Annotated in this window: 18 protein-coding genes; 1 reads left to right on the top strand and 17 read right to left on the bottom strand. The window is 70.9% G+C overall.

Going from position 1 to position 18239, the window contains the following annotated elements; genetic code table 11:
- From metK to pyrR, 13 genes are all read right to left on the bottom strand, one after another.
- Positions 1-770 (bottom strand): methionine adenosyltransferase (gene metK / locus ACZ59A_RS36100; protein WP_470967665.1); only part of this gene is annotated, 770 nt, incomplete at its 3' end.
- 321 nt (positions 771-1091) lie between these two features.
- A complete protein-coding gene (gene coaBC / locus ACZ59A_RS36095; protein WP_470967662.1) occupies positions 1092-2309 on the bottom strand; it encodes a bifunctional phosphopantothenoylcysteine decarboxylase/phosphopantothenate--cysteine ligase CoaBC in 1218 nt (405 codons plus the stop codon).
- A 117-nt stretch (positions 2310-2426) separates the two neighbouring features.
- On the bottom strand, positions 2427-2687 hold the full coding sequence (rpoZ, locus tag ACZ59A_RS36090) for a DNA-directed RNA polymerase subunit omega (RefSeq protein WP_020867048.1): 261 nt from the start codon (positions 2685-2687) through the stop codon (positions 2427-2429).
- 58 nt (positions 2688-2745) lie between these two features.
- A complete protein-coding gene (gene gmk / locus ACZ59A_RS36085; protein WP_470967658.1) occupies positions 2746-3312 on the bottom strand; it encodes a guanylate kinase in 567 nt (188 codons plus the stop codon).
- Positions 3313-3351: 39 nt separating this feature from the next.
- Positions 3352-3675, bottom strand: a complete 324-nt coding sequence (locus ACZ59A_RS36080; RefSeq protein ID WP_009713618.1) for an integration host factor — start codon at positions 3673-3675, stop codon at positions 3352-3354.
- Between the two features lie 204 nt (positions 3676-3879).
- Positions 3880-4737 carry an orotidine-5'-phosphate decarboxylase gene (pyrF, locus tag ACZ59A_RS36075; RefSeq protein WP_470967656.1) on the bottom strand — a complete coding sequence of 286 codons (858 nt, stop codon included), beginning with the start codon at positions 4735-4737 and terminating at the stop codon, positions 3880-3882.
- Between the two features lie 165 nt (positions 4738-4902).
- Positions 4903-5994 carry a quinone-dependent dihydroorotate dehydrogenase gene (locus tag ACZ59A_RS36070; protein ID WP_470967653.1) on the bottom strand — a complete coding sequence of 364 codons (1092 nt, stop codon included), beginning with the start codon at positions 5992-5994 and terminating at the stop codon, positions 4903-4905.
- An 81-nt stretch (positions 5995-6075) separates the two neighbouring features.
- The gene (gene carB / locus ACZ59A_RS36065; RefSeq protein WP_470967651.1) at positions 6076-9387 is read right to left on the bottom strand and encodes a carbamoyl-phosphate synthase large subunit; all 3312 of its coding nucleotides are present in this window, start codon (positions 9385-9387) and stop codon (positions 6076-6078) included.
- Positions 9380-10519: a glutamine-hydrolyzing carbamoyl-phosphate synthase small subunit gene (gene carA / locus ACZ59A_RS36060; protein ID WP_470967648.1), complete on the bottom strand. Its 1140-nt coding sequence runs from the start codon at positions 10517-10519 to the stop codon at positions 9380-9382. The genes carB and carA overlap by 8 nt, the downstream gene beginning before the upstream one ends.
- The gene (locus ACZ59A_RS36055; RefSeq protein WP_470967646.1) at positions 10516-11085 is read right to left on the bottom strand and encodes a PH-like domain-containing protein; all 570 of its coding nucleotides are present in this window, start codon (positions 11083-11085) and stop codon (positions 10516-10518) included. The genes carA and ACZ59A_RS36055 overlap by 4 nt, the downstream gene beginning before the upstream one ends.
- Positions 11086-11099: 14 nt before the next feature.
- A complete protein-coding gene (locus ACZ59A_RS36050; RefSeq protein WP_470967643.1) occupies positions 11100-12395 on the bottom strand; it encodes a dihydroorotase in 1296 nt (431 codons plus the stop codon).
- A 2-nt stretch (positions 12396-12397) separates the two neighbouring features.
- Complete coding sequence (locus tag ACZ59A_RS36045) at positions 12398-13378, bottom strand: aspartate carbamoyltransferase catalytic subunit (protein WP_470967641.1); 981 nt, start codon at positions 13376-13378, stop codon at positions 12398-12400.
- Positions 13379-13523: 145 nt separating this feature from the next.
- On the bottom strand, positions 13524-14108 hold the full coding sequence (gene pyrR / locus ACZ59A_RS36040; protein ID WP_468046577.1) for a bifunctional pyr operon transcriptional regulator/uracil phosphoribosyltransferase PyrR: 585 nt from the start codon (positions 14106-14108) through the stop codon (positions 13524-13526).
- Between the two features lie 221 nt (positions 14109-14329).
- Between pyrR and bldD the strand changes: the two genes are divergently transcribed.
- Positions 14330-14830 carry a transcriptional regulator BldD gene (bldD, locus tag ACZ59A_RS36035; protein WP_014056259.1) on the top strand — a complete coding sequence of 167 codons (501 nt, stop codon included), beginning with the start codon at positions 14330-14332 and terminating at the stop codon, positions 14828-14830.
- A 115-nt stretch (positions 14831-14945) separates the two neighbouring features.
- Here the strand turns inward: bldD and nusB are convergent, their stop codons facing one another.
- From nusB to ACZ59A_RS36015, 4 genes are all read right to left on the bottom strand, one after another.
- Positions 14946-15407 (bottom strand): transcription antitermination factor NusB, encoded by a 462-nt coding sequence (gene nusB, locus ACZ59A_RS36030; RefSeq protein WP_470967637.1) that lies wholly within the window; start codon positions 15405-15407, stop codon positions 14946-14948.
- 2 nt (positions 15408-15409) lie between these two features.
- A complete protein-coding gene (efp, locus tag ACZ59A_RS36025) occupies positions 15410-15976 on the bottom strand; it encodes an elongation factor P (RefSeq protein ID WP_470967634.1) in 567 nt (188 codons plus the stop codon).
- 96 nt (positions 15977-16072) lie between these two features.
- On the bottom strand, positions 16073-17185 hold the full coding sequence (locus ACZ59A_RS36020; RefSeq protein WP_470967632.1) for a M24 family metallopeptidase: 1113 nt from the start codon (positions 17183-17185) through the stop codon (positions 16073-16075).
- Between the two features lie 76 nt (positions 17186-17261).
- A complete protein-coding gene (locus tag ACZ59A_RS36015; protein ID WP_470967629.1) occupies positions 17262-18173 on the bottom strand; it encodes an AAA family ATPase in 912 nt (303 codons plus the stop codon).
- Positions 18174-18239: the final 66 nt, after the last annotated feature.

Here is an 18239-nt window from a genome sequence, read left to right as displayed (position 1 = left end):
GCGTCGCCCATCGGGCCACCGATCTCGAAGCGGCCGGTCGGGTTGACCAGCAGCCGGTAGCCGTCGGTGTCCAGCTTGATGCCGTCCTCGACCAGCTCGTTCAGGACGTGCTCGACCACGAACTCCTTGATGTCCGGAGCGAGCAGCGAGTCCAGGTCGATGTCGGAGGCGTGCTGCGAGGAGACGACGACGGTGTCCAGACGGACCGCCTTGTGGCCGTCGTACTCGATGGTGACCTGGGTCTTGCCGTCCGGGCGCAGGTACGGGATGGTCCCGTTCTTGCGCACCTCGGACAGGCGGCGGGAGAGCCGGTGCGCCAGGTTGATCGGCAGCGGCATCAGCTCGGGCGTCTCGTCGCACGCGTAGCCGAACATCAGGCCCTGGTCGCCCGCACCCTGCTTGTCCAGCTCGTCCTCGTCGCCCTCGACCCGCAGCTCGTAGGCGGAGTCGACGCCCTGGGCGATGTCGGGGGACTGCGAGCCGATGGACACCGAGACGCCGCAGGAGGCGCCGTCGAAGCCCTTCTTCGACGAGTCGTAGCCGATGTCGAGGACCTTGTTGCGGACGAGCGTCGCGATATCGGCGTACGCCTTGGTCGTCACCTCACCGGCGACATGCACCAGGCCGGTGGTGATCAGGGTCTCGACGGCGACCCGAGAGGTCGGGTCCTCCTTCAGGAGCGCGTCGAGGATGGTGTCGCTGATCTGGTCAGCGATCTTGTCGGGGTGACCCTCGGTCACAGATTCCGAGGTGAACAGGCGGCGGGACACATCGCTCCCTGGGGTTGCAGCGGCTGCTGGCTGATCATGGGCGGGACCGCCCGGGGGCTGCGCCCGATGCGGTTCCTGGGCCAGTTTATCCGGCGTATCCACCGGTCGAGCATCCCCGTCCCAAAGGACGGGCAGGCCATGACCTGGAACATACCTCGCCTCGAGCCGAAATACAGCAAGGCCCCCATGACAGAAAGCTGTCATGGTCCGAACGGGCGCTCCCTGCCCTGGATCAACCCACGGTGGCCACAATCCCTACCCAAGGAGGGCCGAAGGTCACGCAAATATCTTGTGAAGATCACGCGAAGAGCGGTCACGGACTCAGCCGAAACGGGCCGCCACCAGATCCCAGACGGTCTCGGCCAGAGCTTCCTTCGGGCCGTACGGAACGGGCGTCTCGGCGCCGTCCGCCGCGAGCACGACCGCCTCGTTCTCCTCCGAGCCGAAGGTCTTGTGCTCCCCCACCTCGTTCACCACGAGTAGATCGCAGCCCTTGCGGGCGAGCTTCGTGCGGCCGTTGACGAGAACGTCGTCGGTCTCGGCGGCGAAGCCGACGACGACCTGGCCGGGGCGGGCGCGATCGGCGGAGATTTCCGCCAGAACGTCCGGGTTGCGCACCAGAGCGACCGGTTCGGGCTCCTGCCCGTCCCGCTTCTTGATCTTTCCCGGGGCGTACCGCGCGGGCCGGAAGTCGGCGACCGCGGCGGCCATCACCACGGCGTCGGCGTCCGCGGCGGCCTTCAGGACCGCCTCCCGCAGCTGGACCGCGGTCCCCACCCGCACCACATCGGCACCGGCCGGGGCGGGCAGCTCGCTGTTGGCCGAGACAAGAGTCACCCTGGCGCCCCGGGCCACGGCGGCGCGGGCCAGGGCGTACCCCTGCTTGCCGGTGGAGCGGTTGCCCAGGTAGCGCACCGGGTCCAGCGGCTCGCGGGTGCCTCCGGCGCTGATCACCACGTGGCGTCCGGCCAGATCGGCGCGGGTCGCCCCGGGGCCGCGGGCCAGCACCCGGCGGGAGACCTCGAAGATCTCCTGGGGGTCCGGCAGCCGCCCCTTGCCGGTGTCCACACCGGTCAGCCGCCCGACGGCGGGCTCGATGACCACGGCGCCGCGGCGGCGCAGGGTCGCCACGTTCTCCTGGGTCGCGGGGTGCTCCCACATCTCGGTGTGCATGGCCGGTGCGAAGACGACCGGACATCGGGCGGTCAGCAGCGTATTGGTGAGCAGATCGTCGGCGAGGCCGTGGGCGGCCTTGGCGAGCAGATCGGCGGTGGCGGGGGCGACCACGACCAGGTCCGCGGACTGGCCGATGCGCACATGCGGCACCTCGTGGACGGACTCCCACACCTCGGTGCCCGCCGGATGCCCGGAGAGCGCCGACCAGGTCGCCTCGCCGACGAAGTGCAGCGCCGAGGCGGTCGGCACGACGCGGACGTCATGCCCGGACTCCGTCAGCCGCCGCAGCAGCTCACACGCCTTGTAGGCGGCGATCCCGCCGCCGACCCCCAGCACGACCCTGGGCTTGTCCGCCATGGCCATCGCTCGCCTCTTCCCCGCCGATTACGATTCCCGCCGCTTACGAACGGATACGTACCCATGACACACCACGAGCCCGGCAGCGAGGCCGCCGGGCCGGTGATGAGTGATTTCCGGGCCTTACTGAGCCGGGCCCTCGATGGCCTCGGAGGTCAGCAGACCCGCGTTGATCTCGCGGAGCGCGATCGACAGGGGCTTCTCGTGGACGTGGGTGTCCACCAGGGGGCCGACGTACTCGAGCAGACCCTCACCGAGCTGCGAGTAGTACGCGTTGATCTGGCGCGCACGCTTGGCCGCGTAGATCACGAGGCTGTACTTCGAGTCGGTCGCTTCGAGCAGCTCATCAATCGGAGGGTTGATGATGCCCTCGGGCGCGGTCATGGGAGAGGACACTCTCTAGCCTTCCTTATTACGCCTCATGGCAAGAATGAATTGAAGATCAAGCCACTCGCATCAAGGCTAGCAGCTCAGTCGCCACGTCCTCGACGGAGGTATTGACCAGGGTCGTATCGAACTCGGATTCGGCGGCCAGCTCGACGCGCGCCGCCTCCAGCCGCCGCTCGATGACCTCGGGGGCCTCGGTCCCCCGGCCGGTGAGCCGACGGACCAGCTCCTCCCAGCTGGGCGGGGCGAGAAAGACCAGCTGGGCCTCCGGCATGGACTCGCGGATCTGCCGCGCGCCCTGCAGGTCGATCTCCAGCAGCACCGGCTCGCCCGCCTCGAGCCGGTCGATGACCGCTTCACGGGGGGTGCCATAGCGGTTACCGGCGAACTCGGCCCACTCCAGCAGCTCACCGTTGGCGATGAGCTTGTCGAACTCACCGTCGTCCACGAAGAAATACTGGACACCGTGCCGCTCACCGGGGCGGGGCCTACGGGTCGTGGCGGAGACCGAGAGCCAGACCTCGGGGTGTGCTTTGCGCATATGCGCGACGACCGTGCTCTTGCCGACCCCGGAGGGGCCGGAGAGCACGGTCAGCCGCGGGCGTACTGGATGTGCTGCCATGCAGCAGATTATCCAGGTTCCCGAGCGTGCCGGGAAACGTCAGCCTGCGGCGCCCCCGAACTCACGCTCGAGGGATGCGATCTGGTTGGAGCCGAGCCCGCGCACACGACGGCTTTCGGAGATGCCGAGCCGCTCCATGATCTGCTTGGCGCGGACCTTGCCGACGCCCGGCAGGGACTCCAGGAGGGCGGAGACCTTCATCTTGCCGATGACATCGTTCTCCTGGCCCTGCTTGATGACCTCATGCAGAGACGCGCCGGAGTGCTTGAGCCGATTCTTGACCTCGGCGCGCTCCCGGCGAGCCGCGGCGGCCTTTTCGAGCGCGGCTGCGCGCTGTTCAGGGGTAAGGGGCGGAAGAGCCACGCCTACGTCACCTCGGATGTCGAACTGTCGGATAGGGACCGGTGAGGAACCTAGTCGGCCCTCACCTGCGGAGCAACGCGCAACGCAACAGCGCGTTCGCTCTCGTCGGAGACTAGCGGCCGATCCCGCTCCAGTCAGCGAGAACAGACGAAAAGTCCTGGTCAGACTCGCTCGACTTGGACATTCAGGGACAAAATAGCCCGGTTATTCAGCCACAGCACGCACGTCATCAGCCATTCGGGCCGCCGCCTCGACCAGCGCGGAGGCATCCGGCCCCTGTCCCAGGACCCCTCGGCTGACGCTCGGAACGACATTGCGGACCGCCGTTCCGAAGACCTCCGGAAGGTCCGCGGGGGTCGCGCCCTGGGCCCCGATGCCGGGTGCCAGCAGCGGCCCGTCGATCGCCAGATCCGCGCCGATCCGCGCCGCGGTGGCGCCGAGGGTCGCCCCGACGACCGCGCCGTACGAGCCGAGCGCGCCCTGTCCGGCCTCCTCGGCGTTCTCGGCCTTGAGGTGGGCCAGCACGGACGCCGCGACGGTCGTCCCGTCGTGCCGCACCGCGTGCTGCACCTCGGCGCCCTCCGGGTTGGACGTCAACGCCAGTACGAAGACCCCCGCACCGCTCGCCCGCGCCGCGTCCAGCGCCGGGCGCAGCGAGCCGAAGCCGAGGTAGGGGCTGACGGTGACCGCGTCCGAGAACAGCGGGCTCCCGGGGTCCAGGTAGGCGGCGGCGTACGCGCCCATCGTGGACCCGATGTCGCCGCGCTTGGCGTCCATCAGCACCAGCGCCCCGGCGTCCCGGGCGTCCGCCACGGCCCGCTCCAGCACGGCGATGCCGCGCGAGCCGAAGCGCTCGAAGAAGGCCGACTGCGGCTTGAGCACGGCGACGCGCCCGGCGAGCGCGTCCACGACGGTCCGCGTGAACCGCTCGAGCCCCGCGACGTCGTCCCCGAGCCCCCAGTCGGCGAGCAGCGAGGCATGCGGATCGATGCCGACACAGAGCGGCCCGCGCTCGTCCATGGCCCGGCGCAGGCGCGTACCGAAGGGGGTGGGCGTGGTCATGGTTCTCTCCTCGTAAAGGTGCGGCTACCAGCAGCGTTCCGGGGCGGTGACGCCCCACTTCCCAGCCCCTCGGGGGGACACCTCCCAGCGGTAGCTGGGGGAGATTGAGGAGCGGGGTCCAGGGGCGGAGCCCCAGCGGGGGTGTGGGGGCGGAGCCCCCACCCACTACTCGGCGCCGACCGCCTCGGCCAACGTGTCGTACGGGGACGCCGCCAGCCGGGCGGCCAGCCCGCGATGGATCGACCGGGCCCAGAACGGCCCGCGGTAGATGAACGCGCTATACCCCTGCACCAGCGTCGCCCCCGCAAGGATCCGCTCCCACGCGTCGTCGGCCGTCTCGATGCCGCCCACGCCCACGAGCGTGAGCCGGTCCCCCACCCGGGCGTACAGGCGCCGCAGCACCTGCAGCGAGCGGGCCTTCAGCGGGGCGCCGGACAGCCCGCCGGTCTCCCCGGTGAGCTCCGCGGAGGACGTGAGACCGAGCCCGTCCCGCGCGATGGTCGTGTTCGTGGCGATGATGCCGTCCAGCCCCAGTTCGACGGCGAGGTCGGCGACCGCGTCCACATCCGCGTCCGCGAGATCTGGCGCGATCTTTACCAGCAGCGGCACCCGGCGCCCGGTGACCGTGCGGTCGGCGGCCTCGCGGACGGCGGTCAGCAGCGGGCGCAGCTGGTCGACGGCCTGAAGATTCCGCAGTCCGGGGGTGTTGGGCGAGGAGACGTTGACGACGAGGTAATCCGCGTGGGCGGCAAGTCGCTCGGTCGAGGTCACGTAGTCGGCGACCGCTTCCGTCTCCGGGACGACCTTGGTCTTGCCGATGTTGACGCCGACCGTTGTACGGAAGGCGGCGCGGCGGCCCGCGAGCCGGGCGGCGACCGCGGCCGAGCCCTCGTTGTTGAAGCCCATGCGGTTGATCAGCGCACGGTCGCCGACCAGCCGGAAGAGCCGCTTTTGGGGGTTGCCGGGCTGCGGCTGCCCGGTGACCGTGCCGATCTCGACATGGTCGAAGCCGAGCATGGCCATACCGTCGATCCCGGCGGCGTTCTTGTCGAACCCGGCGGCGAGCCCGAACGGCCCGTGCATCCGCAGGCCCAGCGCCTCGGTGCGCAGCGCCTTGTCACGGGGGGCGAGGAGGGCGGCGAGATAAGTGCGCAGGACGGGGACGCGGGCGGCCAGCCGGATCCAGCCGAAGGCCAGGTGGTGGGCCTTTTCCGGGTCCATGCGCCGGAAGAGCAGGTGGAAGAGCAGCGAGTACATGAGGGGCTTTCTGCACGAGGGGAACACGCGGGAAGGGGCGCGTGAAGAGGGGGACACCGGCCGGTGTCCCCCTCTCTCGCCTCACTCCTCGCGGGCGGCGGTCAGATGTTCCGCGTGTTCCTGGAGCGACCGGACGCCGACCGTGCCCCGGCCGAGCGCCTCGATGCCCTGGACGGCGGCGGCGAGGGCCTGGACGGTGGTCAGGCACGGGACGCCGCGGGCGACGGCCGCCGTACGGATGTCATAGCCGTCGAGCCGTCCGCCGGTGCCATACGGGGTGTTGACGATCAGGTCCACGTCCCCGTCGTGGATGAGCTGGACGATGGTCTTCGTACCGTCCGGCCCCTCCCCCTCGCTGTGCTTGCGGACGACCGTGGCGTTGATGCCGTTGCGCTTGAGCACCTCCGCCGTGCCCGAGGTGGCCATCAGCTCGAAGCCGAGGGCGACCAGCTCCCGGGCCGGGAAGATCATCGAGCGCTTGTCGCGGTTGGCGACGGAGACGAAGGCGCGCCCCTTGGTGGGCAGCGCCCCGTACGCACCGGCCTGCGACTTGGCGTACGCCGCGCCGAAGACCGAGTCGATGCCCATGACCTCGCCGGTCGAGCGCATCTCCGGGCCGAGGATGGTGTCGACCCCGCGCCCCGAGGCGTCGCGGAACCGCGACCAGGGCATCACGGCCTCCTTGACGGAGATCGGCGCGTCCAGCGGCAGCGTGCCGCCGTCACCGGTCGCGGGCAGCAGGCCCTCGGCGCGCAGCTCGGCGACGGTCGCGCCCAGCGAGATCCGGGCGGCGGCCTTGGCCAGCGGTACGGCGGTGGCCTTGGAGGTGAAGGGGACCGTGCGGGAGGCGCGCGGGTTGGCCTCCAGGACGTACAGGATGTCCCCGGCCATCGCGAACTGGATGTTGATCAGTCCGCGGACGCCGACGCCGCGTGCGATGGCCTCGGTGGAGGCGCGCAGCCGCTTGATGTCGAAGCCGCCGAGGGTGATCGGGGGCAGCGCGCACGCCGAGTCGCCGGAGTGGATTCCGGCCTCCTCGATGTGCTCCATGACGCCGCCGAGGTAGAGCTCCTCGCCGTCGTAGAGCGCGTCGACGTCGATCTCGATCGCGTCGTCGAGGAAGCGGTCGATGAGCACCGGGTGCTCGGAGATGAGGCCCGCGTGGCGCTCCAGGTAGGCGGCGAGCGAGGTCTCGTCGTAGACGATCTCCATGCCGCGGCCGCCCAGCACGTAGGACGGGCGGACCATGACCGGGTAGCCGATCTCGGCGGCGATGCCCTTGGCCTGCTCGAAGGAGAAGGCGGTGCCGTACTTGGGGGCGGGCAGCCCGGCCTCGGTCAGCACGCGGCCGAAGGCGCCGCGCTCCTCCGCGAGGTTGATGGCCTCGGGCGAGGTGCCGACGATGGGCACGCCGTTGTCCTTGAGGGCCTGGGCGAGGCCCAGCGGGGTCTGGCCGCCGAGCTGGACGATCACGCCCGCGACCGGGCCCGCCTGCGTCTCCGCGTGGACGATCTCCAGGACGTCCTCCAGGGTGAGCGGCTCGAAGTAGAGCCGGTCGGAGGTGTCGTAGTCGGTGGAGACGGTCTCCGGATTGCAGTTGACCATCACGGTCTCGTAGCCCGCGGCGCTCAGCGCGAAGGAGGCGTGGACGCACGAGTAGTCGAACTCGATGCCCTGGCCGATGCGGTTGGGACCGGAGCCGAGGATGATCACGGCCGGGGTCTCGCGGGGCGCGACCTCGGACTCCTCGTCGTAGGAGGAGTAGAAGTACGGGGTCCTGGCGGCGAACTCGGCGGCGCAGGTGTCGACCGTCTTGTAGACGGGCCGGATACCGAGCGCGTGCCGCACCTCGCGGACCACGTCCTCGCGCAGCGAGCGGATTCCGGCGATCTGGGCGTCGGAGAAGCCGTGCCGCTTGGCCTCGGCGAGCAGCTCGGGGCCCAGCTTGTCGGCGGCGGCCAGCTCGTCCGCGACCTCCTTGATCAGGAACAGCTGGTCCACGAACCACGGGTCGATCTTCGTGGCGTCGAAGACCTCCTGCGGAGTGGCCCCGGCGCGGATGGCGCCCATGACGGTGTTGATCCGGCCATCGGTGGGGACGTCGGCCCGCTCCAGCAGCTCGGACTTCGCACCGGGCTCGCCGGTGAAGTCGAACTGGCTGCCCTTCTTCTCCAGCGAGCGCAGCGCCTTCTGCAGCGCCTCGGTGAAGTTACGGCCGATGGCCATGGCCTCGCCGACCGACTTCATGGTGGTGGTGAGGCGGGCGTCGGCGGCCGGGAACTTCTCGAACGCGAACCGCGGCACCTTGACCACGACGTAGTCGAGCGTGGGCTCGAAGGACGCCGGGGTCTTCTCGGTGATGTCGTTGGGGATCTCGTCCAGCGTGTAGCCGACGGCCAGCCGGGCGGCGATCTTCGCGATCGGGAAGCCGGTGGCCTTGGAGGCCAGCGCGGAGGAGCGGGAGACGCGCGGGTTCATCTCGATGACGATGACCCGGCCGTCCTCGGGGTTGACCGCGAACTGGATGTTGCAGCCGCCGGTGTCCACGCCGACCTCGCGGATGACCGCGATGCCGATGTCCCGCAGGACCTGGTATTCGCGGTCGGTCAGCGTCATCGCGGGGGCGACGGTGATCGAGTCGCCGGTGTGGACGCCCATGGGGTCGAAGTTCTCGATGGAGCAGACGACCACGACGTTGTCGTGCTTGTCGCGCATCAGCTCCAGCTCGTACTCCTTCCAGCCCAGGATCGACTCCTCCAGCAGCACCTCGGTGGTGGGCGAGAGGTTCAGGCCCTGGCCCGCGATGCGGCGCAGCTCGTCCTCGTCGTGGGCGAAGCCGGAACCGGCGCCGCCCATGGTGAAGGACGGGCGGACGACGACGGGGTAGCCGCCGAGGTGGTCGACGCCCGCGAGGACGTCGTCCATGGAGTGGCAGATGTACGAGCGGGCGGACTCGCCGTGGCCGATCTTGGCGTTGACGGCCTTGACGACCTCCTTGAACTGGTCGCGGTCCTCGCCCTTGTGGATCGCCTCGACGTTGGCGCCGATCAGCTCGACCCCGTACTCGGCGAGGGTGCCCGCCTCGTCCAGGGAGATGGCGGTGTTCAGGGCGGTCTGGCCACCGAGGGTGGGCAGCAGCGCGTCGGGGCGCTCCTTGGCGATGATCTTCTCGACGTACTCCGGGGTGATCGGTTCGACGTACGTGGCGTCGGCGATCTCCGGGTCGGTCATGATCGTGGCCGGGTTGGAGTTGACCAGGATGACCCGCAGGCCCTCGGCCTTGAGCACCCGGCAGGCCTGGGTGCCGGAGTAGTCGAACTCGGCGGCCTGGCCGATGACGATCGGGCCGGAGCCGATGACCAGGACGGACTGGATGTCGGTGCGCTTAGGCACGCTGGCCCTCCAACAGGGTGACGAAGCGGTCGAACAGGTACCCGGCGTCGTGCGGGCCCGCGGCGGCTTCGGGGTGGTACTGGACGCTGAATGCGGGGCGGTCGAGCAGGCGCAGCCCCTCGACCACGTTGTCGTTGAGGCAGACGTGGGAGACCTCGGCCCGCCCGTAGGGGGTGTCGCTGGGCGCGTCGAGCGGCGCGTCCACGGCGAAGCCGTGGTTGTGCGCGGTGACCTCGACCTTGCCGGTGGTGCGGTCCTGCACCGGCTGGTTGATCCCGCGGTGGCCGTACTTCAGCTTGAAGGTGCCGAAGCCGAGCGCGCGGCCCAGGATCTGGTTGCCGAAGCAGATGCCGAACAGCGGGGTGGACCGCTCCAGGACGGCGCGCATGAGCGAGACGGGGTGGTCGGCGGTGGCCGGGTCGCCCGGGCCGTTGGAGAAGAACACGCCGTCCGGGTTCACCGCGTAGAGGTCCTCCACGGTGGCGGTGGCGGGCAGGACGTGCACCTCGATGCCGCGCTCGGCCATCCGGTGCGGGGTCATGCCCTTGATGCCCAGGTCGACGGCGGCGACGGTAAAGCGCTTGGTGCCGATCGCGGGGACGACGTACGCCTCCCGGGTCGCCACCTCGCGGCTCAGGTCGGCACCCTTCATCTGCGGGGCGTCCCGCACCTTGGCGAGCAGCGCGGCCTCGTCGGCGAGCGCCTCGCCGGAGAAGATGCCGACGCGCATGGCGCCGCGCTCGCGCAGATGGCGGGTGAGGGCGCGGGTGTCGACGCCGCTGATGCCGACGACGCCCTGGGCGACCAGCTCGTCGTCCAGCGAGCGGCGGGAGCGCCAGTTGGAGGGCGTACGGGCCGGGTCGCGCACCACATAGCCGGAGACCCAGATGCGCCCGGACTCGGGGTCCTCGTCGTTGACGCCCGTGTTGCCGATGTGCGGGGCGGTCATGACGACGACCTGGCGGTGGTAGGACGGGTCGGTCAGGGTCTCCTGGTAGCCGGTCATGCCGGTGGAGAACACGGCCTCGCCGAAGGTCTCCCCCACGGCCCCGTAGGCGCGGCCACGGAAGGTGCGGCCGTCCTCCAGGACGAGTACGGCGGGGGTCTGGGCCCCCCTGGTGGAGGTCGTCATCGTGCGCCTTCCTGGTTGTGCTCGGTGTGCTTGACGTCTTCGTCGACGTCGAGTGCTTCGACCCAGGCCGCGTGCTCGGCGGCGTGGTCGGAGCGGAATCCGGAGTCGATCTGCCGCTCGCCGAGCTGCCAGGTGATGATCAGCAGCCCGCCCTCGGCGAGGACCTTGCCCGCGATGCCCTTGTCGAGCCGGGCGCCGCGGAGGCTTCCGGCCGGGATGAAGAAGTCCCGCGCGCCGGGCCGTACGGCGCTCACGCCCTCCTCGGTGAGGGTCAGCTCGACGCGGCTGCGGGTGCCGAGGCCCTGGGCCACGATGCGGTCGAGCCACTGCCCCGCGGTGGTGGAGCCGTGGTAGCGGCCGCTCAGCGTCAGCTTCGCGGGGCCCGGCTCGGCCGGGGCCTCGGGCAGCTCGGGCAGATCGCCCTGGAGCGTGCCGCGCCACTTCCAGCCCTCGCGCATCAGCCAGTACACCAGCGCGATGACGAGCAGCAGGCCGACGACCCAGCCGATGCGGGCGGCCCAGTCGGTGACGTCCTGGGACCGCTGCTCGGCCGCCAAGGAGATCAAAGGGTTAGGAGATATCACGCCAGCTTCCCGTCCACGACCGTCGCCCGGCCCCGCAGGAAGGTGTACGTCACCCGGCCCGGCAGCTCCCGGCCCTCGTAGGGAGTGTTGCGGCTGCGGGAGGCGAAGCCCGCGGGGTTCACCGCACCACGGTAAGCGGTGTCGAGGAGGGTGAGGTTGGCGGGCTCCCCGGCGGCGATGGGACGGCCCTGGCCGGTGAGGCGGCCGATGGCGGACGGCCGGGCGGACATCCGGTCGGCGACGCCCGCCCAGTCCAGCAGCCCGGTGTCGACCATGGTGTGCTGGACGACGGACAGCGCGGTCTCCAGGCCGACCATGCCCATGGCCGCCGCGCCCCACTCGCAGTCCTTGTCCTCGTGCGGATGCGGGGCGTGGTCGGTGGCGACGCAGTCGATGGTGCCGTCGGCCAGCGCCTCGCGCAGCGCCATGACGTCGGCCTCGGTGCGCAGCGGCGGGTTCACCTTGTAGACGGGGTTGTACGAGCGGACCAGCTCGTCGGTGAGCAGCAGATGGTGCGGGGTGACCTCGGCGGTGACGTTCCAGCCCTTGGACTTGGCCCAGCGGACGATCTCGACCGAGCCCGCGGTGGACAGGTGGCAGATGTGCACCCGGGAGTCGACGTGGGCGGCGAGCAGCACATCGCGGGCGATGATCGACTCCTCGGCGACGGCGGGCCAGCCGCCCAGGCCCAGTTCGGCGGAGACGATGCCCTCGTTCATCTGGGCGCCCTCGGTGAGCCGCGGCTCCTGGGCGTGCTGGGCGACGACGCCGCCGAACGCCTTCACGTACTCCAGGGCGCGGCGCATGATCACGGCGTCGTCGACGCACTTGCCGTCGTCGGAGAAGACCCGGACACCCGCGGCGGAGTCGTGCATGGCGCCCAGCTCGGCGAGCTTCTTGCCCTCCAGCCCGACGGTGACGGCGCCGATGGGCTGCACATCGCAGTAGCCGGACTCCCTGCCGAGCCGCCACACCTGCTCGACCACGCCCGCGGTGTCGGCGACGGGGAAGGTGTTGGCCATGGCGTGGACGGCGGTGAAGCCGCCGACCGCGGCGGCCTTGGTGCCGGTGAGGACGGTCTCGGAGTCCTCCCGGCCGGGCTCGCGCAGATGGGTGTGGAGGTCGACCAGGCCCGGCAGCAGGACCTGCCCGGCGGCGTCGATCACGGTGGCGCCGTCCGCGTCGAGGCCGGTGCCGACGGCGGCGATGCGCTCGCCCTCGATCAGCACGTCCCGCGGCTCGCCGCCGAGCACCTGCGCGCCGCGCAGCAGCGTCTTGGTCGTGTCGCTCATGGTTACTGGTTCTCCTCGGTGCGGGCGGCGGTGACGGCGGGCTCGTTGCCGCCGAGCAGCAGGTACAGGACGGCCATGCGGATCGAGACGCCGTTGGCGACCTGCTCGACGGCGGTGCAGCGGTCGGAGTCGGCGACCTCGGCGGTGATCTCCATGCCGCGGTTCATCGGGCCGGGGTGCATGACGATGGCGTGCTCGGGCATCCGGGCCATCCGGTCGGCGTCCAGGCCGTAGCGGCGCGCGTACTCCCGCTCGGTGGGGAAGAAGGCGGCGTTCATGCGCTCGCGCTGGACCCGCAGCATCATCACGGCGTCGGACTTGCCGACCACCGCGTCCAGGTCGTACGAGATGTCACAGGGCCAGCTCTCGACGCCGAAGGGGACGAGCGTGGGCGGGGCGACCAGGGTGACGTCGGCGCCGAGGGTGGACAGCAGGTGGACGTTGGAGCGGGCGACCCGGCTGTGCAGCACGTCGCCGACGATGGTGATCCGGCGGCCGGACAGGTCCTGGCCCACGCCGGAGGCCCCGGAGGCCAGCCGTCGGCGCATCGTGAAGGCGTCGAGCAGCGCCTGCGTGGGGTGCTCATGGGTGCCGTCGCCCGCGTTGACGACCGAGCCGTTGATCCAGCCGGAGGTGGCGAGCCGGTGCGGGGCGCCGGAGGAGTGGTGCCGGATGACGACGGCGTCGGCGCCCATCGCCTCCAGGGTGAGCGCGGTGTCCTTCAGGGACTCGCCTTTGGAGACCGAGGAGCCCTTGGCGGAGAAGTTGATGACGTCGGCGGACAGCCGCTTGGCGGCCGCCTCGAAGGAGATGCGGGTGCGGGTCGAGTCCTCGAAGAAGAGGTTCACGACGGTGCGGCCGCGCAGGGTCGGCAGCTTCTTGATCGGCCGGTCGGCGAGCCGGGCCAGCTCCTCGGCGGTGTCGAGGATCAGGACGGCGTCGTCGCGCGAGAGATCGGCGGCCGAGATGAGGTGACGCTTCATCCGGGTGCTCCGTGGGTGAGGAGGTGTGCGGGAATGCGGGCGGGCAGGCGCCTGGTCCGGTGCCGGGCCGCGAGGGCCCGCCCACCGGCGGACGGGGACCGGGTACCCGGGATCGCCGGGAGCCGTCGCCGTCGGTGCCGGGGCGCTACTTTCCGTCCGCTGAGGTGGTCTCGCGCAGGCCGAGGAGCACGCTGTCGCGCCCGTCCTCCTCGGTGAGCTGGACCTTGACCGTCTCCCGCAGCGACGTGGGGAGGTTCTTGCCGACGTAGTCCGCGCGGATCGGCAGTTCCCGGTGACCGCGGTCGACGAGGACCGCGAGCTGGACGGCGCGCGGCCGCCCGATGTCACCGAGGGCGTCGAGCGCGGCGCGGATGGTGCGGCCGGAGAAGAGAACGTCGTCGACGAGGACGACCAGGCGGCCGTCGACACCGTCGTCGGGGATCTCGGTGCGGGCCAGCGCGCGGGCGGGCCGCAGCCGCAGATCGTCGCGGTACATCGTGATGTCGAGCGAGCCGACCGGCAGCTCGCCGGGGGACCTGCCGGTGATCTCCTCCAGCCGGGCGGCGAGCCGCCGGGCGAGAAAGACACCGCGGGTGGGGATGCCGAGCAGCACCACGTCGTCGGCGCCCTTGGCGCGCTCGACGATCTCGTGGGCGATGCGGGTGAGAACGCGCGCGATGTCCGGTGCTTCCAGCACGGAACGCGCGGCATCCGAGGTACGAGCGTCCATAGATACGGACCTCCTTCTCCGCCTCACGGGACGGACCTTAAAGGACGTCGGATTTGCGCCATTCACAGTAGCAGGGGCGCATGGGGCGCTCGTCAACACCCCTGGCGAGAGCCCCTCCGCTCCATTCGGCTTGACGAATGGAGATTACGCTACGTAACCTTCACAGTGAGTTACCAGCCGCGCGGCGGAGCCGCACGTCGATTCAGTGTCCGGGGAGCTTTATGTCCAGCGAATACGCCAAACAGCTCGGGGCCAAGCTCCGCGCCATCCGCACCCAGCAGGGCCTCTCCCTTCACGGCGTCGAGGAGAAGTCCCAGGGCCGGTGGAAGGCCGTGGTGGTCGGATCGTACGAGCGCGGGGACCGCGCCGTGACCGTCCAGCGTCTCGCCGAACTGGCCGACTTCTACGGCGTCCCGGTGCAGGAGCTGCTGCCGGGCACCAGCCCGGCCGGGGCGGCGGAGCCGCCGCCGAAGCTGGTGCTGGACCTGGAGCGGCTGGCCCATGTGCCGGTCGAGAAGGCAGGCCCGCTCCAGCGTTACGCCGCCACGATCCAGAGCCAGCGCGGCGACTACAACGGCAAGGTGCTCTCGATCCGCCAGGACGATCTGCGCACCCTCGCCGTGATCTACGACCAGTCGCCGTCCGTGCTGACGGAACAGCTGATCAGCTGGGGAGTGCTGGGCGCCGACGCGCGCCGCGCGGTCCAGCACGAGGATGTGTGACGCGCGCCCTCAGCGCTCTCGCACCCTCTCCACCAGCAGAAACGTGCCGCCGGGGGCGGTGGAAGTGCCGTACGGCCTCCACCGCCCCCGGCGGCTTTGTGCTGACTGTCGCGCCTTACGCCTGGGTCTCCGAGTCCGCCTGGGTCTCCGCGTCGCGGCGCAGCCCCGGCTTCAGCTCCTTGAGCCGTCCCAGCAGGCCGTTGACGAACGACGGCGAGTCGTCGGTCGAGAACTCCTTGGCGAGCTGCACCGCCTCATCGATCACCACCGCGTCCGGCGTCGCGTCCTCCCACATCAGCTCGTAGGCGCCGAGCCGCAGGATGTTCCGGTCGACGACGGGCATCCGGTCCAGCGTCCAGCCCACCGCGTAGGTGGCGAGCAGCTCGTCGATGCGGGCGGTGTGCTGCGCATACCCCTCGACGAGCTGCATCGTGTATTCGCTGACCGGCGGCTGCCGGTCGTCGGTCCGGGCGTGCCGAATCCAGTCCGCGAGAACGGTCTGCACAGAGCTGCCACGCTGGTCGGCCTCGAAAAGGATCTGAAAGGCACGCTTACGGGCCTTGTTGCGGGCAGCCACGGTTAGTTGTTCACCCGACCGAGGTACTCGCCGGAACGGGTGTCAACCTTGATCTTTTCACCGGTGGTGATGAACAGCGGGACGCCGATCTCATAGCCGGTCTCGAGCTTGGCGGGCTTGGAGCCACCGGTCGAGCGGTCGCCCTGGACGCCGGGCTCGGTGTACTCGATCACCAGCTCGACGGCGGCGGGCAGCTCGACATACAGAGGGTTGCCCTCGTACATCGCCACGACCGCCTCGAAGCCCTCGAGCAGATACCGGGCGTTGTCGCCGACGACCTCGGGGGTGATGTAGATCTGGTCGTAGGTGTCCATGTCCATGAACACAAAGCTCTCGCCGTCCTTGAACGAGAACTGCATGCCGCGCTTGTCGACGTTGGCCGTCTCGACCTTCACGCCGGCGTTGAAGGTCTTGTCGACCACCTTGCCGGACAGCACGTTCTTGAGCTTGGTGCGCACGAAGGCAGGGCCCTTGCCGGGCTTGACGTGCTGGAACTCGACGACGGACCAGAGCTGGCCGCCGTCAAGCTTGAGCACAAGGCCGTTCTTGAGGTCGTTCGTGGATGCCACGGTTGCGGGATCTCCTGGACTACAGCTGGTGGAGACCAGAGAGCCGCGGTGCGCCGTTATCAGCCAATGCCGTCAGCCGAAGACTGTCAGCCAGGACTACAGCGCGAGCAGCTCTTTGGTCGTGATGGTGAGTAGCTCGGGTCCGCCGTCCGCCTCGGGGCGGACGACGAGCGTGTCGTCGATCCGGACACCGCCCCGGCCCGGGAGGTGGACCCCCGGTTCGACGGTGACCGGCACACAAGCGTCCAGTTTACCCATGGCCGACGGCGACAGCCGAGGGTCCTCGTCGATTTCCAGGCCCACACCGTGTCCGGTACGCGCTTCCAGCCCCTCCCCGTACCCCGCGGCGTCCAGCACCTGACGGGTCACCCGGTCCACGTCCCGGTAGCCCGTACCCGGCAGCAGCGCCTCGCGTCCGGCCCGCTGAGCGGCGAAAACGACGTCGTACAGCTCGACCTGCCAGTCCGCGGGCGAGGGCCCGATGACGAACGTACGGCCCACCTGACAGCGGTACCCCCGGTAGTCGGCGCCCAGGCAGATGGTGAGGAAGTCGCCCTCCTCCACCCGGCGGTCGGTGGGCAGATGCCCGGCCCGGCCCGCGTGCGGCCCCGCCGCGACCACGGTGGGGAACGCCGGTCCGTCCGCCCCGTGATCCACGAGTCGGCGCTCCAGCTCCAGCGCGAGATGGCGCTCGGTACGGCCCACCAGGATCGACTCCAGCAGCTCGCCGAGCGCCTGGTCGGCCAGCTCCCCGGCGATCCGCATGCAGGAGATCTCCTCGTCGTCCTTGACGATCCGCAGCTGCTCCACGGTCCGCCCCAGATCGGCGAGGCGCAGCCGCGGAGCGGCGGTGCCGACCGCCCGGTGGCGGGCCACGGTCAGATCGTGCTCCTCGACGGCCAGCGACTCGGCGCCGTCCGCCGCCGCCAGGTCGGCGGCGGCCACGGCCGGGTCGCCGTCCGGCCCGGACAGCATGAGGAGCCGCAGATCCTCCGGATGCGGACCCGGGCCCGGCCCCCATGACCACGAGGACGCGTCGGGCGCCACCAGGACGTCCTGGACGGGCCCGAGCAGCAGGGTGGCGCCGGGGGGCGCGTCGCCGCACAGATAGCGCACGTTGGCGGGCCGGGAGACCAGGGCGGCCTCGCTCCCGGCCGCCGCGTACTGGTCGTGCAGGCGGGCACGTCGGGCCGCGTACACCTGGGACATGTCCCTGAGCGTACGCACTCCGCCCCGCCCCGGCCGTCCGGAAGGGTCCGGATGGGGGCCGGAGGCGAACCGGGCCTCAAAAAGAGGGCGGGCTCGCGATGGAGCGGGCCACCACCTCGTCCAGCATGCGGGCGGTGGTCTCCACGTCGTACGTCGAGTTGTCGATGATCGGCAGGCCCGAGCCGTACCAGCCGGCCATCCGGCCGTGGATGCGGGCGACCTCTTCGTCGCTGAGGCGGCGGTTGCCGCTGCGGGCCGCGTTGCGCTCCAGGACGATTTCGAGGCCGGGCAGCACCACCACGGGGAGCAGGCCGGGGCCGACGTGCCGCTTCCAGCCACCGAGGCCGACGACGGGGCGGTCCGGGAAGACGGCGTCGTCGAGGATGCAGGAGATGCCGTTGGCGAGGAAGTTACGGGCGGCGAAGCCGCAGGTGCGGCGGGCGAGACGATACTGCGCCTCGGAGTTCTCGTTCCAGCCCGACTGGGGGTTGGCGAAGCCCGACCTGACCCATTCGCGGACGTCGTCGAGGCTGATGTGGGCGGTGGGCACCCGGCGGCGGTCGGCCCAGTAGCGGGCGACGGTGGTCTTGCCCGCCCCGGCCGGTCCGATGAGCAGCACGGCGACGGCGGTCTGCGAGGCGTCGGCCATCGCCGGGTCGGCGGGCGGGTGGGGCAGCGGGACGGGCCCGCCGGGCGGCAGCTGGATGTGGCCGGTGGTGTTCGCGCGGTCGACGGGCGGCGCGGGGGGCGGCTGCGGGGTGGGATGCCCGCCGGCCGGTGGATGGCCCGCCACCGGGGGCGCGGGTGCGGGCGGCGCGGGCACCGGGGGCACGGGCACCGGCGCCATGGGCGCCGCGGGGTGGACGGGGTGAGCGGGGTGCACGGGCGGGGCCGGTGCGGCGGGCACCGGAGGTACGGGCGGGGCCGGGTGGTGCGGGTGGGGACCGGGGGGCTGACTCGCGCTCTGGGCCCAGCCTGCGTCCTGCATCCGGTGGCACTCCGTCTCGTACAGGCGGCAGTCGTGACGGACAACTGTCGCGTGGTGACGCGGCGC

The organism is Streptomyces sp. NPDC040405, assembly GCF_055595765.1.
This window is presented reverse-complemented; position numbering and strand designations above follow the sequence as displayed.

Bases quoted from the DNA above. Each gene is read 5' to 3' on its own strand.
- coaBC (WP_470967662.1), bottom strand. From the start codon at position 2,309: ATGGCCATGGCGGACAAGCCCAGGGTCGTGCTGGGGGTCGGCGGCGGG.
- rpoZ (WP_020867048.1), bottom strand. From the start codon at position 2,687: ATGACCGCGCCCGAGGGCATCATCAACCCTCCGATTGATGAGCTGCTC.
- gmk (WP_470967658.1), bottom strand. From the start codon at position 3,312: ATGGCAGCACATCCAGTACGCCCGCGGCTGACCGTGCTCTCCGGCCCC.
- pyrF (WP_470967656.1), bottom strand. From the start codon at position 4,737: ATGACCACGCCCACCCCCTTCGGTACGCGCCTGCGCCGGGCCATGGAC.
- ACZ59A_RS36070 (WP_470967653.1), bottom strand. From the start codon at position 5,994: ATGTACTCGCTGCTCTTCCACCTGCTCTTCCGGCGCATGGACCCGGAA.
- carA (WP_470967648.1), bottom strand. From the start codon at position 10,519: ATGACGACCTCCACCAGGGGGGCCCAGACCCCCGCCGTACTCGTCCTG.
- ACZ59A_RS36050 (WP_470967643.1), bottom strand. From the start codon at position 12,395: ATGAGCGACACGACCAAGACGCTGCTGCGCGGCGCGCAGGTGCTCGGC.
- ACZ59A_RS36045 (WP_470967641.1), bottom strand. From the start codon at position 13,378: ATGAAGCGTCACCTCATCTCGGCCGCCGATCTCTCGCGCGACGACGCC.
- pyrR (WP_468046577.1), bottom strand. From the start codon at position 14,108: ATGGACGCTCGTACCTCGGATGCCGCGCGTTCCGTGCTGGAAGCACCG.
- bldD (WP_014056259.1), top strand. From the start codon at position 14,330: ATGTCCAGCGAATACGCCAAACAGCTCGGGGCCAAGCTCCGCGCCATC.
- ACZ59A_RS36020 (WP_470967632.1), bottom strand. From the start codon at position 17,185: ATGTCCCAGGTGTACGCGGCCCGACGTGCCCGCCTGCACGACCAGTAC.
- ACZ59A_RS36015 (WP_470967629.1), bottom strand. From the start codon at position 18,173: ATGCAGGACGCAGGCTGGGCCCAGAGCGCGAGTCAGCCCCCCGGTCCC.